Annotated in this window: 22 protein-coding genes; 10 read left to right on the top strand and 12 right to left on the bottom strand. The window is 60.6% G+C overall.

Going from position 1 to position 22,779, the window contains the following annotated elements; translation table 11 throughout:
• Positions 1–254: 254 nt before the first annotated feature.
• Positions 255–1,514, bottom strand: a complete 1,260-nt coding sequence (locus QE432_RS17570; protein WP_162633821.1) for a DNA-packaging protein — start codon at positions 1,512–1,514, stop codon at positions 255–257.
• Complete coding sequence (locus QE432_RS17565) at positions 1,511–2,038, bottom strand: hypothetical protein (protein ID WP_013635731.1); 528 nt, start codon at positions 2,036–2,038, stop codon at positions 1,511–1,513. Before QE432_RS17565 ends, QE432_RS17570 begins: the two co-directional genes overlap by 4 nt.
• A gap of 253 nt (positions 2,039–2,291) precedes the next feature.
• On the opposite strand from QE432_RS17565, the gene QE432_RS17560 reads away from it, so the two are divergent.
• Entirely contained in the window at positions 2,292–3,932 is a 1,641-nt protein-coding gene (locus QE432_RS17560; RefSeq protein ID WP_065704941.1) for an alpha/beta hydrolase, read from the top strand.
• A 26-nt stretch (positions 3,933–3,958) separates the two neighbouring features.
• Here QE432_RS17560 and QE432_RS17555 read toward each other — a convergent pair whose 3' ends face one another.
• Positions 3,959–4,798, bottom strand: coding sequence for an SDR family oxidoreductase (locus tag QE432_RS17555; RefSeq protein WP_306625117.1), 840 nt, complete (start codon positions 4,796–4,798; stop codon positions 3,959–3,961).
• A gap of 143 nt (positions 4,799–4,941) precedes the next feature.
• Between QE432_RS17555 and QE432_RS17550 the strand changes: the two genes are divergently transcribed.
• The gene (locus QE432_RS17550) at positions 4,942–5,313 is read left to right on the top strand and encodes a winged helix-turn-helix transcriptional regulator (protein ID WP_019564087.1); all 372 of its coding nucleotides are present in this window, start codon (positions 4,942–4,944) and stop codon (positions 5,311–5,313) included.
• Positions 5,314–5,416: 103 nt separating this feature from the next.
• Here the strand turns inward: QE432_RS17550 and QE432_RS17545 are convergent, their stop codons facing one another.
• A complete protein-coding gene (locus QE432_RS17545) occupies positions 5,417–5,848 on the bottom strand; it encodes an Lrp/AsnC family transcriptional regulator (protein ID WP_003512084.1) in 432 nt (143 codons plus the stop codon).
• 147 nt (positions 5,849–5,995) lie between these two features.
• On the opposite strand from QE432_RS17545, the gene QE432_RS17540 reads away from it, so the two are divergent.
• A complete protein-coding gene (locus QE432_RS17540) occupies positions 5,996–7,096 on the top strand; it encodes a saccharopine dehydrogenase family protein (protein WP_003512083.1) in 1,101 nt (366 codons plus the stop codon).
• 137 nt (positions 7,097–7,233) lie between these two features.
• Here QE432_RS17540 and QE432_RS17535 read toward each other — a convergent pair whose 3' ends face one another.
• Positions 7,234–8,694, bottom strand: coding sequence for a protein adenylyltransferase SelO (locus QE432_RS17535; RefSeq protein WP_038492730.1), 1,461 nt, complete (start codon positions 8,692–8,694; stop codon positions 7,234–7,236).
• A gap of 177 nt (positions 8,695–8,871) precedes the next feature.
• Between QE432_RS17535 and QE432_RS17530 the strand changes: the two genes are divergently transcribed.
• From QE432_RS17530 to QE432_RS17520, 3 genes are all read left to right on the top strand, one after another.
• Positions 8,872–9,942 carry a sensor histidine kinase gene (locus QE432_RS17530; protein WP_246662299.1) on the top strand — a complete coding sequence of 357 codons (1,071 nt, stop codon included), beginning with the start codon at positions 8,872–8,874 and terminating at the stop codon, positions 9,940–9,942.
• Between the two features lie 63 nt (positions 9,943–10,005).
• Positions 10,006–11,724 carry a glycoside hydrolase family 32 protein gene (locus QE432_RS17525; protein WP_306625111.1) on the top strand — a complete coding sequence of 573 codons (1,719 nt, stop codon included), beginning with the start codon at positions 10,006–10,008 and terminating at the stop codon, positions 11,722–11,724.
• A gap of 57 nt (positions 11,725–11,781) precedes the next feature.
• Positions 11,782–11,955, top strand: coding sequence for a hypothetical protein (locus QE432_RS17520; RefSeq protein WP_003512077.1), 174 nt, complete (start codon positions 11,782–11,784; stop codon positions 11,953–11,955).
• A gap of 22 nt (positions 11,956–11,977) precedes the next feature.
• Here QE432_RS17520 and QE432_RS17515 read toward each other — a convergent pair whose 3' ends face one another.
• A complete protein-coding gene (locus tag QE432_RS17515) occupies positions 11,978–13,366 on the bottom strand; it encodes an MFS transporter (RefSeq protein ID WP_173992588.1) in 1,389 nt (462 codons plus the stop codon).
• A 175-nt stretch (positions 13,367–13,541) separates the two neighbouring features.
• On the opposite strand from QE432_RS17515, the gene QE432_RS17510 reads away from it, so the two are divergent.
• Complete coding sequence (locus QE432_RS17510) at positions 13,542–13,790, top strand: hypothetical protein (RefSeq protein WP_003512073.1); 249 nt, start codon at positions 13,542–13,544, stop codon at positions 13,788–13,790.
• 28 nt (positions 13,791–13,818) lie between these two features.
• Here QE432_RS17510 and cueR read toward each other — a convergent pair whose 3' ends face one another.
• From cueR to QE432_RS17490, 4 genes are all read right to left on the bottom strand, one after another.
• Positions 13,819–14,244 carry a Cu(I)-responsive transcriptional regulator gene (gene cueR / locus QE432_RS17505; RefSeq protein ID WP_306625108.1) on the bottom strand — a complete coding sequence of 142 codons (426 nt, stop codon included), beginning with the start codon at positions 14,242–14,244 and terminating at the stop codon, positions 13,819–13,821.
• A 139-nt stretch (positions 14,245–14,383) separates the two neighbouring features.
• Positions 14,384–14,992 (bottom strand): class I SAM-dependent DNA methyltransferase, encoded by a 609-nt coding sequence (locus tag QE432_RS17500; RefSeq protein ID WP_306625106.1) that lies wholly within the window; start codon positions 14,990–14,992, stop codon positions 14,384–14,386.
• A 34-nt stretch (positions 14,993–15,026) separates the two neighbouring features.
• Positions 15,027–15,848: a class D beta-lactamase gene (blaOXA, locus tag QE432_RS17495; protein ID WP_003512067.1), complete on the bottom strand. Its 822-nt coding sequence runs from the start codon at positions 15,846–15,848 to the stop codon at positions 15,027–15,029.
• Between the two features lie 150 nt (positions 15,849–15,998).
• Entirely contained in the window at positions 15,999–16,478 is a 480-nt protein-coding gene (locus QE432_RS17490; RefSeq protein WP_019564095.1) for a YcgN family cysteine cluster protein, read from the bottom strand.
• 255 nt (positions 16,479–16,733) lie between these two features.
• Between QE432_RS17490 and QE432_RS17485 the strand changes: the two genes are divergently transcribed.
• Both QE432_RS17485 and QE432_RS17480 read left to right on the top strand, forming a co-directional pair.
• Positions 16,734–18,929 carry a transglycosylase domain-containing protein gene (locus QE432_RS17485; RefSeq protein WP_013635720.1) on the top strand — a complete coding sequence of 732 codons (2,196 nt, stop codon included), beginning with the start codon at positions 16,734–16,736 and terminating at the stop codon, positions 18,927–18,929.
• A gap of 181 nt (positions 18,930–19,110) precedes the next feature.
• Positions 19,111–19,569: a VOC family protein gene (locus tag QE432_RS17480; RefSeq protein WP_306625104.1), complete on the top strand. Its 459-nt coding sequence runs from the start codon at positions 19,111–19,113 to the stop codon at positions 19,567–19,569.
• Between the two features lie 6 nt (positions 19,570–19,575).
• Here the strand turns inward: QE432_RS17480 and QE432_RS17475 are convergent, their stop codons facing one another.
• The gene (locus tag QE432_RS17475) at positions 19,576–20,475 is read right to left on the bottom strand and encodes a LysR family transcriptional regulator ArgP (RefSeq protein WP_306625102.1); all 900 of its coding nucleotides are present in this window, start codon (positions 20,473–20,475) and stop codon (positions 19,576–19,578) included.
• A 297-nt stretch (positions 20,476–20,772) separates the two neighbouring features.
• Between QE432_RS17475 and QE432_RS17470 the strand changes: the two genes are divergently transcribed.
• The gene (locus QE432_RS17470; protein WP_003512058.1) at positions 20,773–21,381 is read left to right on the top strand and encodes a LysE/ArgO family amino acid transporter; all 609 of its coding nucleotides are present in this window, start codon (positions 20,773–20,775) and stop codon (positions 21,379–21,381) included.
• Here the strand turns inward: QE432_RS17470 and QE432_RS17465 are convergent.
• Complete coding sequence (locus QE432_RS17465) at positions 21,378–22,766, bottom strand: M20 family metallopeptidase (RefSeq protein WP_306625101.1); 1,389 nt, start codon at positions 22,764–22,766, stop codon at positions 21,378–21,380. The two genes, QE432_RS17470 and QE432_RS17465, sit on opposite strands and share 4 nt — an antisense overlap.
• Between the last annotated feature and the right edge of the window lie 13 nt (positions 22,767–22,779).

Raw genomic sequence — 22,779 nt, 5'->3', positions numbered from 1 at the left:
AAGGAGGAATGCCACCATGACAGCGACAATCCCCCAGACCGTTTATGACCGGCTCGAAAACGAGTGGCGCCAGATGCGCGAAACCGGTTCTCAGCCGAAACCCGCGCAGTCTCCGAAGAAGTAGCATCTGCCAGACGTCCGATTTTGGGCGTTAACGGCGACCCGGATTTCTTCTCCCCGCCGGGGAGAAGAACCAATATGCGTCGGCTAGATAGGCAATTGGCTCTCATTCATGGGGCCAATAACCGCCGAGATCACATCCCTCGCACCCTCGGCTCACTCGCAACAGTCGTCGTCAACGCTGTTATTGCCCAGACCAGCGCATCCAGCCGGTCGGGCGAGCGTCCGGATGAAAGACCGTCGGGTCCGAAATCCGCCATCTGGTCGGTTAGTTTTTCAAACCGTGCGGCGTGGCGTACCCTGCCCTGTTCGTAGAGTGCCGCCACCGGCTCGGCGCGGGTGAACTTGCCCCGGCTTGCCCGCACCAGGGTCAGCGGCAGATTGGCGTCTATGCTCTGCAACATTGCCCGCACCATCTCGCCGCCCTGATTGACTTCCGCCGCCACCCGGTCGGCCTCATGACGGCGAACGGCAGCGACAACGGCCCGCGCCCAGCCGGCCGGTGTTTCACCTTCCACCGAACAATCCGCAAGCACGACCAACTTGCCTGATATGCCAAGCCCGGCCGCCACGATGCCGCAGCAGGAATTTTCACCGATACCGGCGGGCGGGTCTACCGCGACCACGATCCGCGCCAGCGGCTCATGGTCGGTTTCCACAATTGCTTCCAGATCGGCACGTTTCCATAGCGCGCCTTCGCGCTCATCAATCAGTTCGCCGCCGATCTCCTGACGCCCCAGCCGCGTGCCGCCGTAACGGTCGTGCATGGCTTTCAGGAAACCGGGTGAGAGATTTTGCGCATTCATCGCCGTCGGCATTTTGGCCACCCGGCTCGAAGGGTCGGCGAGAAGCGCCTTCAGGAGCGGAATGGGCCGTGGCGTCGTCGTCACCAATTGCCGTGGGGCCTCACCCAGACGCAGGCCAAATTGCAGCATGTCCCATGTTTCCTGCGGATATTTCCATTTTCCAAGTTCATCGGCCCAAGCCATGTGAAATTGCGGGCCGCGCAGGCTTTCTGGGTCTTCAGAGGAAAACACCTGCGCCATGGCCCCGTTTGGCCAGATGAGCCGGCGGCGCGATACCTCGAAGGCGGGGCGGCAACGGCGGGCGATACGGCAGATTCCGGAAATGCCGTCAATCATCACCTCACGGGCATCCCCCAGCGTTTCCGCAACAAGCGCGATGCGCAAATCAGATTGCTTGCCGGCGGACGCAATCCTGTGCACCCATTCGGCCCCGGCGCGCGTCTTGCCGGATCCGCGCCCGCCGATCAGAAGCCACGTCCGCCAGTCACCCTCAGGCGGCTGTTGCGGCAGGTTACCGATGAAACGCCAGTCGCGCAGAAGGGTGAAGACCTGCTTTTGCAGTTGGGGTTCGCTCGAAACATCCGTCATGTGTCAGCTTCTGTAGATGCACTACGAGCCAGATCGGCCTCCAGCCTCGCGCGGCATTTCTGTTCTGCCAGTTCGTCGATGCGTTTGAGAAAATGCGCCACCGCCATTTCGTAATCTTCGGTATCGGCTTCGTCCTCGCCGGCAAGAGCCTGCCTCTCTTCTGCCAGCACCCGTTGCAGGGCATCGATCCGTTCCAGTGTGCGCACAATCAGCGAAAGCTGATCCGTTGCGGCCTTCACGTCGGCGCGCGCCTGTTTGCCCGAGGCATCCTCCACCGTTGATAAAAATGCCGCTTCGCTTGTCTGCCGCAGGTTGCGGTACATGCAGAACTGTTCGCGCATCTCCACCGTCAGCTCGTTCAGCAATTGCCGCAGATTGCCATTGCGCGCCGCATCTTCGGCAGCCAGCTTGTCGGCCCGCGATTTTATCTCGGGTGCGGCCTCCAGCCTGCCCTCGCCGCCATAGGCGCAGCTTTCCTGCCAGACGCCGTGGAGCGCCAGATCGCAATTGCGGATATTTGCCATGAGGTGGACCTGCGAGAGAAATGACGTGTCGCGGAAAAAGCATCGGCTAAACCGACCTTTGCCGCTCAGCCGCAAATCTCCGACTGTAACCTAAACCTATCAAACCACCGTCACGCTGTAAAGGATTATTTTCCTATAATTGTGATTTTTATCCTGCTAACAGGGTTTGCACCCTCGCCCACCGCATACTACACTCGTGCCAGACGGCGGGAAAAAGGGGCAAGTCAAGTTGTTGAAACAATGGGTTGGGCGGTTGTTTGCGGGTCTTTCGGCAACCGGCATCGTCTTTGGCACTATTCTGTTCTGCGCTTCGCTCACGCCGTCTCTTCTGCCGCGCACATGGCTGATGCAGGGTGTGCTGTGCGGATTTTCCTTTGCCATCGGTTATCTGATCGGCGTGGCGCTCACCGCCATATGGACCTATCTGGAATTGCCCCACCCCTCGCGCCATAACCGGCGCAGCATCCGCTTTCTCATCGCCCTTGCCAGCGCGATAACGGCGATCGCGTTTCTTTGGCAGGCGAAAGACTGGCAGAATTCCATCCGTATCCTGATGGAGCTCGATCCGTTGCCCAGCGCCCACCCCACCAAGACCGGCGGCGTTTCGGTGCTGGTCTCCGCCCTCCTCATCGGCGCTGGACGGCTTTTCCAGCTCATCCGGCGATTCTTCTCGGTGCGCAGCCGTCACTTCCTGCCGCGCCGGCTCGCCAATGTGCTCGGTATAGCCGCCGCCATCGTGCTGTCATGGATGCTGCTGAACGGTCTGATCTTCGATATCGGCCTGAAGTTTGCCGATTCCTCGCTGAAACAGGTGGATGCGCTGATCGAGCCGGATGTACCGCGCCCTTCCGATGCGCTCAAAACCGGCAGCAGCGCTTCCCTGATGACATGGGAATCGCTTGGCCGCAGAGGCCGCGAATTCGTGGCCGGCGGGCCGGAGGCACAGGAGATTTCCGCCTTCACCCACCGCCCGGCCAGGGAACCGCTCAGGGTCTATGCAGGCCTGAATTCTGCGGCAACGCCCGAGGAAAGGGCAGCACTTGCGCTGGAAGAGCTGAAGCGGGTTGGCGGGTTCGAGCGCAAGGTGTTGCTGGTCGTCATTCCCACCGGCACCGGCTGGATCGATCCGGAAGCGCTTGATACGGTCGAATATCTGCATGACGGCGATATCGCCAGCGTTGCCGTGCAATATTCCTATCTTTCCAGCTGGATCGCGCTTCTGACCGAACCAGATTACGGTGTGGAAACGGCGCGCGCGCTGTTTCAGGCCGTCTACGGTTACTGGACCACCCTGCCGAAGGAGACGCGCCCGAAACTCTATCTGCACGGGCTGAGCCTCGGTTCGCTGAACTCGCAGAAATCATCCGATCTTTACGACGTGCTCTCGGACCCGTTCCAGGGTGCGCTGTGGAGCGGTCCGCCCTTTTCCAGCCCCACATGGCGCATGGCCACCAATGGGCGCGTGGCGGGTACGCCGGAATGGCTGCCGCGTTTCCGCGATTCCTCGGTCATCCGCTTCGCCAACCAATATACCACTGCGCATATGCCTGATGCGAAGTGGGGCCCGATGCGCATCGTCTATCTGCAATATGCCAGCGACCCGATCACCTTCTTCGAGGCCGCATCGCTTTACCGGCGACCGCAATGGATGGTTCATCACGGCCCTGACGTCTCCACATCCTTCCGCTGGTTCCCCGTCGTGACCCTGCTGCAGCTCGGTCTTGATGTTGCCGCCGCCACCACGGCGCCGATCGGTTACGGCCATGTCTACGCGCCTGAGCACTATATCGATGCGTGGATGGAGGTAACCGCACCGCAGGGCTGGAATGCGGATGATATCCAGCGGCTCAAGATGTTGTTCAAGGCCCGCCGCGGCTCCACCGATCCGGCGTGACGCGACGGGCGTGTGGTTTCTGAGCGTCAGTCCTTCAGCGCGGCCACATGGTCGGCCACATAGGTTTCCAGCGAGCGCGGTGCGTGGCCGGTCAAAGTCTCGACATCACCGGTGACCGCCGACGTCCAGCCTTCGCGCACCGGATAGAAGATCGACGCGAGGAAGGCGGCGTAATCCTTCGGAACGCCAGCGCCGGTCAGAATGCCGATGAAAACATCGTCCGAAACCGCGCTATAGCCGACCGGCTTGCCGATGACCTGCGAGATGATCGCGGCCGCCTCGCCGTAACTGAAAGCCTTCGGCCCGGTCAGGTTGAACGCCTTATTATCGAAAGCCGTCGAGGTCAGCGCTGACGCTGCACTTTCGGCGATATCGCGCACGTCGATGAAGCTCGACTTGCCTTCGCCTGCCGGAACGGCGATTTGGCCGTGTTCGATGCCGGGCTTCCAGTAGGTGTGGAAATTATCGGCAAACCAGTTGGGGCGCAGAATGACGTAAGGCGCGCCGGAAGCGATGATCTTCAGTTCCACCTGGCGATACGGAATGGAATCGTCGGCATCGACGCCGAAGACGCTGAGAAACACGATCTTCACCTTGCGGCGGGCAGCTTCCTCGACAACCGGCGTCAGCGCGTCGATTGCATCCAGACGCCCGCCAGCCAGGATCAGAAACAGACGATCAACGCCATCGAAGGCATCCGTGTAGGTCGAGGCGTCGGTATAATCGAAGCGCACCCCTTCCGCGCCTTCGGCTGCCTTGCCGGTGCGCGAGGCCGCTTTCACGCTTTCGCCCTTGGCCAGAAGCGCCTTTACCAGCGGCGTGCCGATGGTGCCGGTGGAACCGATTACGAGTATCTTGCCAGTCATCTCAAATCTCCGTAGTATCTAGTAGAAACCATGTTTCGAAAACATACGTACTGCGTATTCGAAATCAGGAAAAGAGAGCACTTTCCGGTTATCTGGTATCCTCAAGGAAACCGACCCGGGCTTTTCAGAGCGGGATGAGACCCATGGAACATGTCTATGACGTTTACGAGGATCGCTGCCCCACACGCATGGTGCTGGACAGGATCGCTGACAAATGGGCGCTGCTGATCCTCGACAAGCTGCGGGTGGACGCGGTGCGCTTCAACCTGCTGCGGCGGGAAATCAAGGGCATTTCGCAGAAGGTTCTGTCTCAGACGCTGAAAAAGCTCGAGCGCGACGGCCTGATTTCGCGGCAGGCCTTTCCGACGGTGCCGGTCACGGTCGAATATTCCCTGACGCCGCTCGGGCGCACGCTGACCGACACGGTTGCGGCACTGGCCCACTGGGCGGAGGGCAACATGGACGCGGTGCTGGCGGCCCAGAAGGCTTATGATGAGAGGGGTGGGTTAGGGTAAGGCAGACCCCCACCTTCCTGATTCCTGTGCTTGTCAAAGGAATGAGGGAGACGAGAGCATTGCGCGCACTCGTCCGCCTTTTGCCTGCCAAACCCTCCAACGCCTACCGCGAAATCCGCGTGGAAAGAATGATCGACGATAGCGTGCGTTCCACGCCGTCCAGCGCGCCGATCCTGTCGATCAACCGGTCAAGGTCGAGAATGGAAGGTGCTGCCAGAATGGCGATCAGGTCGAAAGTACCGCTGACCGAATGCAGCGTTGTCACCTCCTTGATGGCGGTGAGCGCCGCCGTCACGCCGGGCAGCGCCTTTGGCCCGATGGTGATCAGCACATGGGCGCGCACCAGCCCGGAAAGATAGCTTTCCGAAAGTCTCAGGCCATAACCGGCGATCACCCCTTCGGCCTCGAGCCGCTCGATTCGAGCCTGCACGGTGGTGCGCGAAAGGCCAAGTTTGCGGGCCAGTTCCGCCACCGGCATGCGGGCGTTTTCGGAAAGCAGGGCGAGCAGCGCCCGGTCCTTGTCGGCAATCGTCATAATGACCAATCCTGTCGTCTAATTGTCCAATATTAACCCGCTATCCGCACATAGTGAAGCTGCGAATCGTCCAAAAAAGCTGGCATTCTGTCTATGAAGCGCATCCAGTGCGCAGAGGCATATGAATTTACTGCGGGGAACAAAAACATGAAAAACATCGTCGTCATCGGCGCGGGCAATATCGGTTCAGCCATCGCCTGGATGCTGGCTGTCACCGGCGATTATCGCATCACGGTTGCCGATCGCTCGGCAGACCAGCTGACGAATGTGCCGGCGCATGAGCGTGTCGACACTGAAATCGTCGACATTGGCGACCGTCCGGCGCTGGAAGCGCTGTTGAAAGGCAAGTTTGCCGTGCTTTCCGCTGCCCCCTTCCACCTGACGGCGGGCATTGCGGAAGCTGCGGTTACAGTCGGCACGCATTATCTCGATCTGACTGAAGACGTCGAATCCACCCGCAAGGTCAAGGCACTGGCGGAAACGGCTGAGACCGCGCTCATTCCACAATGCGGCCTTGCCCCCGGTTTCATCTCCATCGTCGCCGCAGATCTTGCCGCCCGGTTCGACAAGCTGGACAGCGTGCGCATGCGTGTCGGCGCGCTGCCGCAATATCCGTCCAATGCGCTCAACTACAACCTTACCTGGAGCACGGACGGGCTGATCAACGAGTATATCGAGCCCTGCGAAGCCATCGTCGAAGGCCGCCTCACCGCCGTTCCGGCGCTGGAAGAGCGCGAAGAGTTCTCGCTCGACGGCGTGACATATGAGGCCTTCAACACCTCGGGCGGCCTCGGCACGCTATGTGCGACGCTGGAAGGCAAGGTGCGGACGATGAATTACCGCACCATCCGTTATCCCGGCCATGTCGCAATCATGAAGGCGCTTTTGAACGACCTCAACCTGCGCAACCGCCGCGATGTGCTGAAGGACCTGTTCGAAAACGCCCTGCCCGGCACCATGCAGGACGTGGTCATTGTCTTCGTTACCGTCTGCGGCACCCGCAACGGCCGGTTCCTGCAGGAAACCTATGCCAACAAGGTCTATGCCGGCCCCGTTTCCGGCCGGATGATGAGCGCAATCCAGATCACCACCGCAGCCGGTATCTGCACGGTTCTCGACCTGCTTGCGGAAGGCGCCCTGCCGCAGAAGGGGTTTGTCCGGCAGGAAGAAGTGGCCCTGCCGAAATTCCTGGAAAACCGGTTTGGAAGATATTACGGCGCGCATGAGCCGCTGGCCCGGGTTGGGTGAGTTAAGGGGAGCAATCGGCCCCGACACTGTCATCCTCGGGCTTGTCCCGAGGATCTAACGTCTCACGAAATAGATAGGTCGCAGATGCTCGGGACAGGCCCGAGCATGACGACGAGCGGCGGAATGCCTCTCCCAAATCACGTCCCGCAAAAGGTCCGAAACACCTTCTCATCGCTCATCGGCGGCTGCATGTAGACGAAATTGTCCGGCCGTTCCTCAAATGGCGTGGCAATCGCCGCCAGCATGGCGTGGAACGGTTCGAAATCGCCGTCTTCCACCGCCGCCTCGATCAGTTCCTCGATGCGATGGTTGCGGGGAATTATGGCCGGGTTGACGGCGAGCATCGCCCGCGACCTCTCGGAGGCAGAGACTTCTTCCCGCCCGGCCCGCTCCTGCCAGCGCGCCAGCCATGCATCCGCCGCCGCGATATCGATGAACATGCCGCGAAACGGCTCGGCATCGCCCTCTACCGCGTGAGAAAGACGCCGGAAGGTCAGCGTATAATCGGCTTCCGATGCCTGCATCAGCGAAAGAAGCGCCTGCACCAGCTCGATATCGCCCTCCTCTTCGCCCGTCAGCCCAAGCTTTTCGCGCATGCCGGCAAGCCAGCGCTTGGGAAACGCGGCGGCGAAATCAGCGAGCACGGCGTTTGCGAGTTCGGCTGCTTTCTCCACTTGAGGGTCAAGCAGCGGCAACAGGCATTCCGCCAGCCTTGCAATGTTCCATTGGGCGATGCCCGGCTGGTTATTGAAGGCGTAGCGCCCCTGTGCGTCGATGGAGGAGAACACCTTGTTCGAATTGTATTCGTCAAGGAAGGCGCATGGACCGAAGTCTATCGTCTCGCCGGAGATCGCCATATTGTCGGTATTCATCACGCCGTGGATGAAGCCAACCATCATCCAGCGGGCGATGAGTTCGCACTGCCTCTGAGCGATGCCCTGCAACAGGGCGAGATAGGGATTGTCCGCGTTTTTCACTTCGGGATAGTGGCGGTCAATCACATAATCCGCGAGATTTCTGATCCCCTCATCATCCTCGCGCGCGGCGAAGAACTGGAAGGTGCCGACCCTGATATGGCTTGCCGCAACACGGGTGAAAACCCCGCCCGGCAGACCCACCTCGCGCTGCACCCTGTCACCGGACAGGACGGCGGCGAGCGCCCTTGTCGCGGGAACGCCGAGCGCGAACATTGCCTCGGAGACGATATATTCGCGTAGCACCGGGCCGAGCGCCGCGCGCCCGTCGCCCCTTCGCGAAAACGGCGTCGGGCCGGAGCCCTTCAGCTGGATATCCCGACGTTTGCCGTGTTTGTCGATGACTTCACCGAGAAGAATGGCACGACCATCGCCGAGCTGCGGCACGAAACCGCCGAACTGGTGGCCGGCATAGGCCATCGCCAGCGGCTCGGCCCCTTGCGGTACCACATTGCCGGAAAAGATCGCCGCCAGCCTGTCGTCGTCGAGGCCTGAGACGTCGAGAAGAAGCTCGTCTGCCAGCGCGCGATTGAAGGCGATGAGGCGTGGCGCCTTCACCGGCGTTGGCAAGACGGCGGCGCTGAACCTTTCCGGCAGGCGGGCATAGGAATTGTCGAATCTGATCACGGGTAAACTCCCTGCTTTTACCTGATATGGCCCTTTTTCCGCCCGGTTGCGAGGGGTGAATAGCCACAATTACGGGAAGCCGCAGCGGAGTTTGGAAAAATCAATTTGAACTTCAGGTATATTTGAACATACAAACATCCAATGAATGAGCCGCAATGCAAGCAGGATAAATTCGTGCCAGAGTTCCCCTATGACGACAGTGAAATGGGCGAGGCCATCCGCCGCTTCGACTGGGCGTCGACAAGCACGGGGCCGATAGAGACATGGCCGGTATCACTCAAAACCACCGTGCAGATGATCCTCAAGCAAGGCCATGCAATCTGTCTGTTCTGGGGGCCTGACCTCAACATCGTCTACAACGACGCCTACCGCCCGTTTCTCGGGCTGAAGGAAGAGGGTGCGCTCGGCAAGCCGTTTCACATCATCTGGTCCGATGTCTGGAACGATGTGAAACCCTTCGTGGATCAGGCACTCTCCGGCAAGGGCACGTTCGCCGAGGACATGCATCTCGTCATGGACCGCAACGGCTACCCCGAAGACACCTACTGGACCTTTTCCTACAGCCCGCTTTACGACGACCAGGGCAAGATCGCAGGGCTGATAGACATAGCCGTCGACACGACCGGAGCGGTGCAGAGCCGCAGCCGGGAGGATCTTCTGCGGCGCGAACTCGTCCACCGGGTCAAGAATACGATGGCGATCACCACGGCGGTCGTCAGCGCCACTCTGCGCCATTCGCAGACGCTTGAGGATGCGCGCGACACCATCAAAAGACGTATCGCAGCACTCGGCAACGCCCAGAACCTCATTCATGCTTCGGGAAAGGGTGCCAGCATCTCCGCGCTTGTCCGCGAGTCCGTTTATCCGCATCTCGACGACAAGGCGCGCGTAACGATTTCCGGACCGGACATGGAAATCGCGCCGCAACAGGCGCTGGGCCTGTCTCTGGCCATTTATGAACTGGCCACCAACGCGATGAAATATGGCGCACTTTCCAACGAGAGCGGCAAAATCGAAATCTTTTGGACGCTGGACGACGATGACCGCTTCGAACTGCGCTGGCGCGAGACGGACGGACCTGCGGTCAGGACGCCGACGCGTACGGGTTTCGGCTCGCGGCTGACCAACCAGATCGTTGCGGCTTACTTCTCCGGCGAAGGCCGCACCTTCTATCATCCAGATGGGCTGCTGTTCGAGCTGGATGGCAAATACGAAGCTGGCGACGGCGAAACCTCTGGCGGTTGAACTTTCTTTCGTCCCATTCGTTGCGTTTCCTGAACCAAAGTAGCAGCAACGAAAGGAACGGGAATGACCGTCGTTGAAGCCGTAGCCGCCGAGCCGGAAAGCGCAATCCGCATCCTGCACACCGATCTGCCTGTTAACGCCACTTTCCATGTATGGCTGAAGGCGAAAAAACCGGCGGAACCCGGCGCCGTCTCCTTTTCCAATGCGAATGGAAAATTCGCTGAGGTTTCAAGCCTCAACACGGAAGAGTTCGGATTTAGAATCTATCAGGTCTTCGGCGGCGGCCATGTGGAACTGAGCTACGATACTGTCACGACCGCCGTTTCCGTCATCTACTGGTTCACCGCCGCCGACGTGCTGGAAACCGGGATAACCGTCGTCCATACCAAGCCGGACAATGCCGCACCGGAACTGCCTGACAGCTACCACTTCCGCCCGCCCTTCGGCTGGATGAACGATCCGAACGGCTTTGGCCGGTTCGAAGGACGACCGCATCTGTTCTACCAGCATTATTCACACGGGCTGCGCTGGAACACCATGCATTGGGGCCACGCGGTTTCCTCCGATTACCTGCGCTGGAGGCATTTGCCGATCTTCCTCTTCCCTTCCGAGGATCTGACGACGCGGCCGGACAAGCGCGGCGGCGCTTATTCCGGCTCGACAATTCCTTTGGTCGAAGGTTCGGGCATCCGCGTGTTCTTCACCGAGCAGGTGCAGGATCGCATTCCCGAACAGCAGATCCAGCTCACCGCCACTTCTTCCGATCTCATCATGGCCGGACAGGCCGAAGTCATTCTCGGCCATCGCCCGGACGGACAGGGGCTGACGCCGGATTTCCGCGATCCTTACGTCTTTCGCGGCCCGGATGGACTTTGGAAAATGCTGCTCGGAAGTCAGAGCGACGGTGGCGGCGTCATCCTGCTTTACGAGACGCTGGACCCGACGGCGGCGTCAGGCTGGACCTATGTGGGCAAGCTTTGGGTGGAAACGCGCTACAAGACCACTGCCATTGAATGCCCCTGCCTTCTGCCGCTCGACGGCCCGGCCAATGCCCGATCCACGCGCTGGGTTCTGGTCTATGGGCTGATGCATTCCGAAGACCCTGAAACCGGCCGCAAGAACCTGACCATGGCCGATGTCGGCTGGTTCGACGGCAAGGTCTTCACCAAAGAATTCGGGCAGGAGCTGGATTTCGGCACCGACAATTACGCCTTCCAGGCGTTTCTGGATGGCGACAGCATCATCGGCATCGGCTGGCTCGCCAATTGGGCGGATGCCAATCCGGAGATCGATTTCCCGACATCCATGACGCTGCCGCGCCGGATCCACTATTCGAACGGCGAGCTACTGACCCCGCCCATCGGTGCGGCGGAAAGCCTGCGAAGCCATATTATCGATCGCACGCGGCTGGCGGCCGGGGAGCGCGTCACCTTCATCAACGGTGCGGTGGAGATGCTGATCGAGCTTGCTTCGCCCGGCACACCGTTCGAGTTGGTGCTCGATCATCCCGTGGTCACACTGGGCCTCATCGCCGATGAAACGGGCCTGTGGATCCGCCATGATGACGGGCGCGATGCCCCCTCGCCGCACTATATCGCCAGAGGGGCAAGGGCCTCGCACATCCGCGTCTTTCTGGACTACGGATCCATCGAAGTGTTCGCCAACCGGGGCCGGTATGTGGGGACAAAACGCATAGAGGGTTTCGAGCCCGTGCGTTCAGCGCTCCTCAAGGCAGCGCCGGGGGCTGTAGTGCACGCCACCAGCTGGGCGCTGCGTCCGTGAGGAACCTTTTGGCGGATCTGCTGTTGATAAGCAGCAACCGCTCAAAGGAGAAACGGCATGACAAAAATCAGCGATTCCCGCGATCCCATCCTGTTTCCGACAGAAGCCAACGAAAACAAGACCGAGAAAAAACGCGCGGGCAAGGGTGTCGTCATCATTATTGGCGCAGTCGCGATCATGGCTTTCGTGGTGTATCTGGCGGCGATCACCATCGCCACCACGCAGTCTTAACGGCACACACGCCGCAGAGGCGTCAGCGCTGTCCGCTTCGCAAGCCGCGGGTTGTCAGGATCGCCAGAAGCGAGACGATGACACCCAGCCCATAGAGATAGAGCATCGGCATCGTCACATCCGCACGATCGATCTGCAGAACGAGACCGCTCGCGGCAGCGACGGTGCCGCTTGCGCCCGCACCGGCCGCGGCACCCAGCGTCGCGACCGTAGGCAGCAGCGCGCCCGTCATCTTGCGCTCCTCTTCCGGCGCGGCTTCCATGGCCGCCTGGCTGATGCCTGCCCAGGACATGCCGAAAGCTGAACCGATCAATATCTGCCCGATCAGCATTTCCGGCCAGTTCCCCGTCGCCAGCCCAAGCCCGAGCAGCGCACAGCCCGGCACCATCTGGTAGGGTCCGTAATTCAGGCAAAGCTGCCGCAGGCGGCCCGAACGCAGGCTGCCGATCAGCATTGCCACGAAGCTCCAGGCAAGCGGCATCGTCACGACAATAAAACCGGCGAAGGTCGGCTCATGGTGCCAGAGATTGATGGCGACATAAGCGAGATAGACGCTGCCGAGTGCATGGGCATAGGACATCAGGAACAGCACCCAGAAACCGCTGCCAAGTACCGTTTTCAACCGGAAGGAATCCCTGGGGAACAGGCCGGAGGAAGGCTGGATGCCCGCCTTCAGCGATGCCCACAACAGGGCCGCACCAACCAGCAGCGACATGATGCGCAGACCGGCATCCTCAAAGGCGGAGGGTGCGGAGAAAGCCAATGCGCCGACGAGGCAAAGGAGCAGCGGCACCATCGGCTTGCGCGAGGTCGCGACCGACCGTTCCGCCGAGACCGCAATCGCCGTATAGGCCAGCAGCAGCACGATCAGCGGCGCAGACAACAGGAATGTGGCGCGCCAGGAGATATGCTCCGTGGCAAACCCGCCGGTGAGCGGCCCGACGAAGGACGCCACCGCCCAGATGGCCGCCTCGATGGCAAAGACCTTCGGCAGTAGAGCCGAGCGAAAGCCGGCAGGTATGAGGCTGTAACACACCGCCACGATCAGGCCATCGGCAAGTCCCTGCAACGCCCGGCCGATGACGACCCATAAAAAGCTGTCGGCGAGCGCCGACATGACGGAGCCGAAGGAAAAGATAAGGCAGCACAGGAATAGAACGCTGCGTGCGCCAAAACGCTCGCGAAACAGAACAGCGGTGACACCGCCTGCCACGGAACCGACGAAATAGAGGCTGTAGGCCCAGCTATAGAAGGCCGCGCCGCCAATCTCGCGCACCGCGACCGGCAGGGCCGTGACTACTGCAAACTGGTTGAAGGCATGCAGGCCGATACCGGAGGAAATGACGGTCAGAAGCGAGAGGTTCGCCCCACCAAGCAATTCCGACCAGCTATTTTTCTCCGTCATTTCCATACTCGTCAAAGCCGTATCCTTTCCATTCTTGCGATACGGCGGGCAAACTAGAACCTCAAGCACCATTGAGGTCAAGGCGCCTTTTCACCTATTCCGCTCGAGCGAACTTGCAGGCATCAGGAACCCTCTGCCTCCCCGGTCGTTTGCGCAATGACCAGACAGAAAGGATACCACCATGGACCGCAAGAAAATCACACCTCTCAACGAAGACGCCATGGACGAGGAACTGCTCGATCTCGATATCGACGCCCTTCCGGCAAAGGGAGAAATTCCGCAGTCCATCGAACATGAAATCGAGGAAGAAGAGGCCGAGAGCGAGGACGACCCCTATCAGGAAAGCGACGAGGCCCTTCCCGATGACGCGGAAGAGCGCGTGATCGACCGCAATCCCTCGCGCGAAGGCGGTGCGTTCGACGAGGTTTAGGGACTGGCGGCGGGGCGGGATGCGGCAGTCAGTGGGCCTTCGCAGGCTTGTGGGCGGCCTTTTCGACGCCTGCCGCTAGATCATCGAGGATCGGGCAATCCGGCCGGTGGTCGCCGCCGCAGCAATGGGCAAGGTGGGACAGCGTCTTCACCATGCCCTTCATCTCGCCAATCTTCTGTTCGAGATCGGCGATATGGCCGAGCGCAATGTCCTTCACCGCCGAACTCTCGCGGCTCTTGTCCTGCCAGAGTTTCAGGAGCGTTTCCGTCTCCTCCAGCGAGAAGCCAAGCGTGCGCGCCCGCTTGATAAAGCGAAGATTATGCACGTCCTGCTCGCCATAGACCCGGTAGTTGTTGCCGGTGCGGGCGGCGGGGGTGATGAGGCCGATCTGCTCGTAATAACGGATCATCTTGGCGGAAACGCCGGATGCATCCGAAGCCTGTCCGATATTCATAATGCCACTTCCCTCAGGGCGACTTTCGCCCGTTTATGGCTACTATGTAAGGATTCCCATCATGGGAAGGTCAAGGGATAACGACATTTTTTATCGCACACACAATCGTGAGTGCTTGGCAGGGCTCTGAATTCGATGGTTACGCCGCCACACGTCTGGCGAGATAAATCGTCGCCCCACCGCAATCGGGATCGTTGACGATGTGGTCGAGAAGTCGAAACCCGTGCGCGGCAAGCAGGCTTTCATATTCTTCGCGAGCGAGGCTGGCATGGTAAAGCAGCTTTCCCTGAAGGGTCCCCGTCGCTTCCCCGTGTCCCGGCCCGGCCGTGAACATCAGTGCGGCGCCGTCATTGGCGTGCTGCCGGAAAATACCGAACATGCGGCGCTGATCGTCGGCCTTCAGATGGAAAAAACTATGCCAGACAATCAACCCGTCGAAGCGGCTACTCAACACGAGTTCACGCATATCGGCGACCACCCAGCGCTTTTCCGGAAATCTGGTGCGGCAAATTTCTATCAGGGGATATGACGTATCGATGCCGGTCACGTCATATCCGTTGCCGATGAAGTAGCCGGCGATCGGCTCGCCTGAACCGCAGCCGATATCGAGGATGGATCCGCCCTGCGGCAAAAGCGACGTGAACCGATCCAGCCAGGGTTTTTCGGCGAGTGAACGACCGCGCAGCCTGTCGAAATCGGCCCCATGGTCGGTGTAGAGCTTGATCACATCGTTGGAGGCATCCGCCATGTCCGCTTTTCCTTGGGGCTGGCCAGCCGTATAATCATCTGTGCACTGCCAGCCGGGCAATATCGCGCAGGAAGGCGTCGCGCACTGCGGGGCCGAGCGGTTCACTCGACGGCTTGTCGGCAACGCGAAGCCTTGCGAAGACGATGTGCTGGCCTTCGCGCTCCGCCCAGCCAACGAACCAGCCGAAGGGGCGGCTTCGGTCGGGGTTGCCTTTTTCGTCGCGCATGAAGCCCGTGCCGGTCTTGCCGTGCACGCTCCAGCTCTCCGGCGCATCGAACACCGGCACGATCGCCCGTGTCTTTGCCTGCGCGTCGCGCGAAACCGGCAGATTTCCGGCCAGAAGGCGGCGGATGAATCCTACCTGCTCGACCGGGGAAACGGTCAGGGAAGCACCGAGCCAGGAATGGGTGAGACCGTTATTCTTGCCGGGCTCACCGGAGACATCGGCATTACCGTAACCCAGACGTTTGACATAGGCGGCGAATTTTTCCGGGCCGAGGCGGCGGGTGAGTTCGCGCGAATACCACAGCACCGAATCCTGCTCCCATATGGTCGGATCAACCGTCTTGCGGTCCTGCGCGCGGGCCTCCGTGCCGGGTTTCCAGTCCCATGCGGGGGTCTTGTCATCCAGCAGGATGCCGGCGTCATAACCGATCAGAGCCAACGGCACCTTGAAGGTGGAGGCCGGCGCCACGCGCTGATCGCAGGCGCCCTGCTGGTTGATGACAGCGCCGGTCTCGATGGAGGTGACCAGCGTGCATTCAAAAGCCTGCGATTGCTGGGCGGAGGCGGAAAGCGGCAGAATACCCTGAAGGGCAATGCACGAAAGAACGATGGCGGGCAGCCGATAGCGCATGCGTTTTGATGTCCCTCGTCCGCATTCTGCGGATCATATGCCGGAATGGATGAACGGCGGCCCTTGTTTCAGGCATGCCGTTCTTCCGAAACATGCCTTAAGAAAACGATGGGGCAGGAATAGGACCAACACGAAAATTGGCGACTTCCGTCAGCTATTCTCTTTTTCGCCCGCCGTCTCACCCACTGTGAGCGGCCAGTCCACCACATAATCCTCGAAATCGTCAACCTCCACATCCAGCTCGTTGACGGTGCGGCCGCGCGCGGAAATGCCGGCCTGATGCACCGTGTTCACGTCGCCGGAGACGAGATAGTGCCACCAGTACAGATCCTTGCCATCGCGTACCAGCGCGTAGGCACAGGTGGGCGGCAGCCAGCCGATTTCGTGCACCTTTTTCAAATCCAGCTGGATACAGTCCGGCACGGTGGCGCGGCGGTTCTCATAGTCGGAGCACCGACAGCTTTCACCGTCAAGCAGCTGACAGCGGACCGACGTGAACACCACTTCGCCGGTGTCCCAATCTTCCAGCTTGTTCAGACAGCACAGGCCGCAGCCGTCGCACAGGCTTTCCCATTCCTGGCCACTCATCTCTTCCAGTGATTTGGTTTTCCAGAACGGCGCGTCATTCATCGTTAACATTTCCGTTCCATTTTGATCTCTTCGAGGGCAAGGTTTAACCGATCCCTAATCCTTAATATCGTATCGCCAAGGGCTGGTTTGTACGATATTTTAGCATTTTGGCGAGTGGCAAAGGGTCATTGACCCGCGAGAGGCCGCCGCGTCAAGCAATTCCAGCAGAACCATGTCATGGTTTTGCGTCCGGAATTGGATGAAGCGCAGAAACATCGACAATCCGCGTTGCGTTGAACAGGAAAACATCGCCAGGTGCAGGAAGAAAAAGACGATAAAAACGGTCGCAAAAAGCGGCACATCCTGCTGAGAATCGATAGCTTTATCGACTCCGGCCTGTGGACGGCTGCGGCAAGGCTGGTGGATTTCTGGGAAGACGTCACCATTGCCTCGCGCAAACTGCATGTGCGCGGCTGGAAGAAGCTTCTCGTCAACCTGACGTGCGACGCGCTGACCTTCGGAACGGCCGGCTGTGTCGTGCTTCTGGCGCTTGCCATGCCCGCCTTTGAGGAGACCAAGAAGGACTGGCGTTATCGCGGTGATTTTGCCGTGACCTTCCTTGACCGTTACGGCAACACCATCGGCCATCGCGGCATCATCCATGAGGATTCCGTCCCGATCGACCAGATGCCGGATCATTTCATCAAGGCGGTTCTGGCCACCGAAGACAGGCGTTTCTTCGACCATTTCGGCATCGATTTCATTGGCCTTGCACGCGCCATGAGCGAGAATGCCCGCGCCGGCGGCGTCGTGCAGGGCGGCTCGACGCTGACGCAGCAGCTTGCCAAGAACCTGTTCCTTACCAATGAGCGCTCGCTTGAGCGCAAGATCAAGGAAGCCTTCCTCGCGCTGTGGCTCGAGGCCAACATGTCGAAGAAGGAAATCCTCAGCCTTTATCTCGACCGCGCCTATATGGGCGGCGGCACGTTCGGGGCGGCAGCGGCGGCGCAATTTTACTTCGGCAAGAACCTGACCGATGTCACGCTTGCCGAATCCGCCATCCTCGCCGGCCTGTTCAAGGCGCCGGCCAAATACGCACCGCATGTCAACCTGCCAGCCGCACGTGCGCGCGCCAACACCGTGCTTTCCAACCTGGTGCAGAGCGGGCTGATGACCGAGGGTCAGGTGATCGGCGCGCGGCGCAATCCGGCCACCGTCATTGACCGCGCCGATGTTAAGGCCCCGGATTACTTCCTCGACTGGGCGTTTGACGAGGTACAGCGACTGGCGGCGCAGGGCAGGTTCAAGGACCATACCGTCGTCGTGCGCACCACCATCGATACCGGGCTGCAACAGGCAGCCGAGCAGGCGATGGAAATGGAGCTGCGCGAGTATGGCGAGGGCTACCGCGTCAAGCAGGGCGCGATGGTGATGATCGAGAACGGCGGCGCGTTGCGCGCCATGGTCGGCGGGCGTGACTACGGCGAAAGCCAGTTCAACCGCGCCACGGCGGCGCTGCGCCAGCCGGGATCCTCCTTCAAGGTCTATACCTACTCGGCCGCCATGGAAAAGGGCATGAAGCCGGAGACGCTGATTTCCGACGCGCCCGTGACCTGGCGCGGCTGGTCGCCGCAGAATTATGGCCGCTCCTACGCCGGCAAGGTGACGTTGCAGGTGGCGCTTGCCAAATCCTACAACACCGTGCCGGTGCGTCTCGCCAAAGACGTGCTCGGCACGCAGGTGATCGTCGACACCGCCAAGGCGATGGGCGTCGCCACGCCGCTGCGCAGCGACAAGACCATTCCGCTCGGCACATCGGAACTGACGGTTCTCGATCAGGCTACGGCCTATGCTGTGTTCCCGGCCGATGGCATGCAATCGCGCCGCCACGGCATCGAGCAGGTGCTGGATTACGAGGGCAAGGTTCTCTACGATTTCGGCCGTGACGAGGAACCCGCCAAGCGGGTGCTTTCCGAAGAGGCCAATTCGAAGATGAACCAGATGCTTGTCACCATTCCCGTGATGGGAACGGCCCGGCGCGGCGCGCTTGAAAACGGCATCGTTTCCGGCGGCAAGACCGGCACGTCGCAGGCTTACCGCGACGCCTGGTATGTGGGCTTCACCGGCAATTACACCACGGCGGTCTGGTTCGGAAACGACGATTTCACGCCGATGAACAACATGACCGGCGGCGCGCTTCCCGCCATGACCTTCAAGCGGCTTATGGACTACGCCCATCAAGGCATGGAGCTGCGCCCCATTCCCGGCATCCAGAACCCGCTGCCGACAGGCGCGCGCCCGCAGCCTTCGGCCCAGGTCGCTGCCGCATCCGCCACCGCTGCACCCGCCATGCCGGCACTCACCCGCCCACGCTCGCTCTCAGCCGAAGCAACCCGCGTCATCCGTTCCATCGCCAAGAAGATGAAGGAAGCCGCGCCTTTGACCGTCACGACGCAAAAGGTTGCGGATGCGTCGTTGCGGGATGGCCCGGGGGATGCGGCCCGGCGGTGACGGCTTGGCAACCTTGGCTCATAATGCTGAAGGCGTTTTTCCCTCCAGATTGCTGCCTGCACTCGGCTTTAGAAAAATCCACATTTGGTGCTTGACCTCAATCATGGTTGAGGTTGCACAGTCCGATTGCAAGAAAGCGAATGCCCGAAAGGCGCAGCGCTAAGGCAATTGAGGACAGGAAATGGTGAAAGTAAAAGCATTGTTCGAGACGCATTTGACGGTTTCGAACCTGGAACGCTCGGTTGAGTTTTATCGTAATGTTGTCGGTCTGGAGCCGGCACAACGATTCCCTGAACGGAATGTGGCGTTCTTCTGGACCGGCGAACGTGGGCATTCGATGCTTGGCCTATGGTCCATCCAGTCCGCACCCATCAATATGAGACTGCACATCGCCTTCAGCGTCGATTTTGATCAGCTTCTCGCCGCACCGGACTATCTACGCCGGAACGGCGTAACGCCGCTCGGTTTTGACGGCGAAAAGGAGATCGACGAGCCCGTCGTCTTTCCATGGATGCCGGCAGCCAGCGTCTATTTCAAGGATCCCGACGGCCACTCGCTGGAATATATCGCGTTTCTTGGCGGCGAAGCAAAACCGCAGATTCCGCGCGTGTTGAACTGGAGCGAATGGCAGACTATTTGATCTGCCTCAGGAAAGAAGCGCCGCCCGTGCTGTTTCCACCACATGGGCGGTGAGCGTGCCGAGGCGTTCAGCGGCGAGCCGATTGACCTGCCAGTAGAGCGGGATATCGAGCGGTGTGCCGGGAACGACTTCCACAAGCCGCCCCGCCTGAAGGTGCTCTCCCACCAGCTGCACCGGGTTGAGGCCCCAGCCCATGCCGGCAAGGCTTGCCTTCACGAAACCGTCGGTCGAGGGCAGCCAGTGGGTGGGATAGGATATATCCTCACCCAGCGCTTTTTTGATCCAGCTGGCCTGCAGCCTGTCCTTCTGGTTGAAGGTAAGCCCCGGCGCGCGGGCAAGCGCGGCGGGCGTGACGCCATCGGAGAAATGGCGCGCCATGAAAGCCGGGCTGGCGGTGGCGTGATATCTGAGCACACCGAGAGCCAAGACCCGGCAGCCCTGCACAGGCTTGGCATGGGCGGTGACGGCGGCGAGCACCCTGCCGCCGCGCAGCCATTCCACCGTATGGTCCTGATCGTCCACCGCGATGTTGACGAGATAGTCGCTGCCACCGGTGAATTTCGAAACCGCGTCGAGAAACCATGTGCCGAGACTATCGGCATTGGTGGCAATGTTGAGTGTGACACGCTCTGCCGCCGCGCCCGCTTCCGAAAGAACCGGAAGCTGCCGGAACAGTTCGGTTTCCAGCATGCCGACATGGTCCATGTGCCGGCAGAGCCACTCGCCCTTTTCCGTCGCCACGCAAGGATTACCGCGCACGATCAGCACCACGCCGAGGCGCTCCTCCAGCTGCTTGATACGCTGGGAAACGGCCGAGGGCGTGACACACAGCACCTGTGCCGCCTTCTCAAAGCTGCCGGTCTGGGCCACGAGCGCCACGGCGCGCATGGAAGGATAGTCCAGCATCACAGGCCTCCTTGTAAAGGTTGATACGGGCGTGTTGGGCGGGAAGCGTCCGGGCAGTAGCAGTAGCACTCTCCTCTTCCCTCATTCCTGTCCTTGTCACAGGAATGAGGGTCAGGCGAGGTGCCCGCAGATGAAATCGCCCTGTCGCATAGTTTTTGCCCGTCATTAGTTTTACTTACTTGAACTGAGTTTGTTTAATTTGATTAAACCATGCGAGGGAAATATCAAAGCACTCGGTCTGGAAGCGGTGGCATCATCCATCCGCACAGGCAGAGACAAAAAGGCAGCAGCCAGCACATGGACATTCAGATCTTCTTCACCGGCCTGACGATGGGTCTCAGCCTCATCGTTGCCATCGGCGCGCAGAATGCTTTCGTTCTAAAGCAGGGGCTGGCGCGCTCCCATGTCTTTGCCGTCTGTGCCACCTGCGCAATTTCCGATGCGCTGCTGATCACCGTCGGCGTCTTCGGTTTTCAGCGGATAAGCGCCGTCATGCCGGCACTCGATCCCATCATGCGGTATGCCGGTGCGGCGTTTCTCATCTGGTATGGCGCGAAAAGCCTACATTCGGCCCTGCGTTCGTCGGAGGTGCTTTCGGTGGCGGAAAGGCGGGAGGCGAGCCTCTGGCAGACGCTTGCCATTTGCCTGGCGCTGACCTTTCTCAACCCACATGTCTATCTCGATACCGTCGTGTTGCTCGGCACCATCTCCACGCAATTTCCCGGCTTTGAAAAAACCTTCGCGGCGGGTGCCGCCACCGGCTCCCTGCTGTTCTTCTTTTCGCTGGGTTACGGCGCGCGCTGGCTGCGCCCGATCTTCGAAAAGCCGTCCGCCTGGCGCATCCTCGAAGGGGTTATCGCCTTCACCATGTGGGCCATCGCCTTCAAGCTGGTCATGGGCGCTTAAAGCGGAGGGGTATCTCCCTCTCCGAGGTCCCAGTAAAGCCCGGCCATGATGGCAAGCGCCTCGCGGGCAATCTCTTTCGGCAGATGTTCGTTCGGCGCATGCTGAGAGCAGCCGGGATAAGAATGCGGCACCCAGATGGTGCGCAGTTTCAGTATATCGGCAAAGATATCGTTGGGCAGCGAGCCACCCAGATTGGGAAGAAGTGCCGGTTTCTTGCCCGTCGTGCGGGCCATGGAACTCAGAGTGAAGCCGACCCATGGGTCCTGCGGATCGAGCCGCGTGGCGCGGAAAATCTCGTCGCCGGCGGGTACGATCCGAACCATGCTGAACCCCTGCCGGTCGAGATGGCGGCGGATGGCGGGCAGCGCGGCTTCCGGATCGATGCCGACAACGAAGCGCAATTGCAGCCGCGCCCATGCCCGTGGCGGAATGGCATTGACCGGCGCGCGCGGATTGCCGGTCTCGAAGGCCAGCACCTCCAGCGCACACCAGCCGAACACACGCTCGGCGGTGGAAAGGCCGGGCTCGCCCCAGTCAGGATCGATTTTCGGACCATCCGGGCCGCCATCGATCTCGCAATCGGCAAGCGCGTCACGCACCGCCTGCGGCAGCTCTTCGGGCACCAGTTCGGGCACGCGGATCTGCCCGGATGGGCCAACGAGGCTTGCCATGGCATGCGCCAGCTGGACGCCGGGGTTGGACAGCGCCCCGCCCCAATTGCCGGAATGATGGCCGCCTTCCCGCGCCTCGATCACCAGATCGAAGGTAATGCCGCCGCGCGCACCGAGAAAAACGGTCGGCCGCTCCGCATTCAGGCGCGGGCCGTCGGAGGCGATCAGAAGATTGGCTTTCAGCCGCTCGCTATAGTTCCGGCAAACTTCCCTCAAGCCGGGAGAACCCCTCTCCTCGCCCATCTCGATCAGATATTTGGCGTTGAACCCAAGTCTTCCACGCGTCTCCAGCACCGCTTTCAGCGCCGCCATGTTGACCGAATGCTGCCCCTTGTTGTCGGCGGTGCCGCGCCCGTACCACCTGCCATTGCGCTCGGACATCACGAAAGGCGAAAGGCCTTCTGCCCAGCCGTCGTCAAGACCACGCACCACATCGCCGTGGCCATAACCCAGCACGGTCGGCAGATTTTCACCCTCGAAACGTTCGGCGATCAAAAACGGCAAATCCGCCGCCGGGTCGCGCAGGATCGTGCAGGAAAACCCCATGGCGGTGAAAGCGGGCTGCATTTCGCGCTCCAGATAGAGCGCCAGCTCGGCACCGCGCGCCTCATCCTGGCTTTCGGTGCGCAGCGAAACGCGCCGCGCCAAGTCCTGCTCGAACCTGCCATCGTCGAAAAAGCGGGTGGCGTGGTCGATGGCGGCTTGTCGCGACATGGTGGAATCCCTC

Source organism: Agrobacterium sp. SORGH_AS_0745 (assembly GCF_030818995.1).
GTDB classification, from domain to species: domain Bacteria; phylum Pseudomonadota; class Alphaproteobacteria; order Rhizobiales; family Rhizobiaceae; genus Agrobacterium; species Agrobacterium tumefaciens.
Note: the sequence above shows the minus strand (reverse complement) of the source record. Positions and strands in the feature narration are given on the sequence as shown.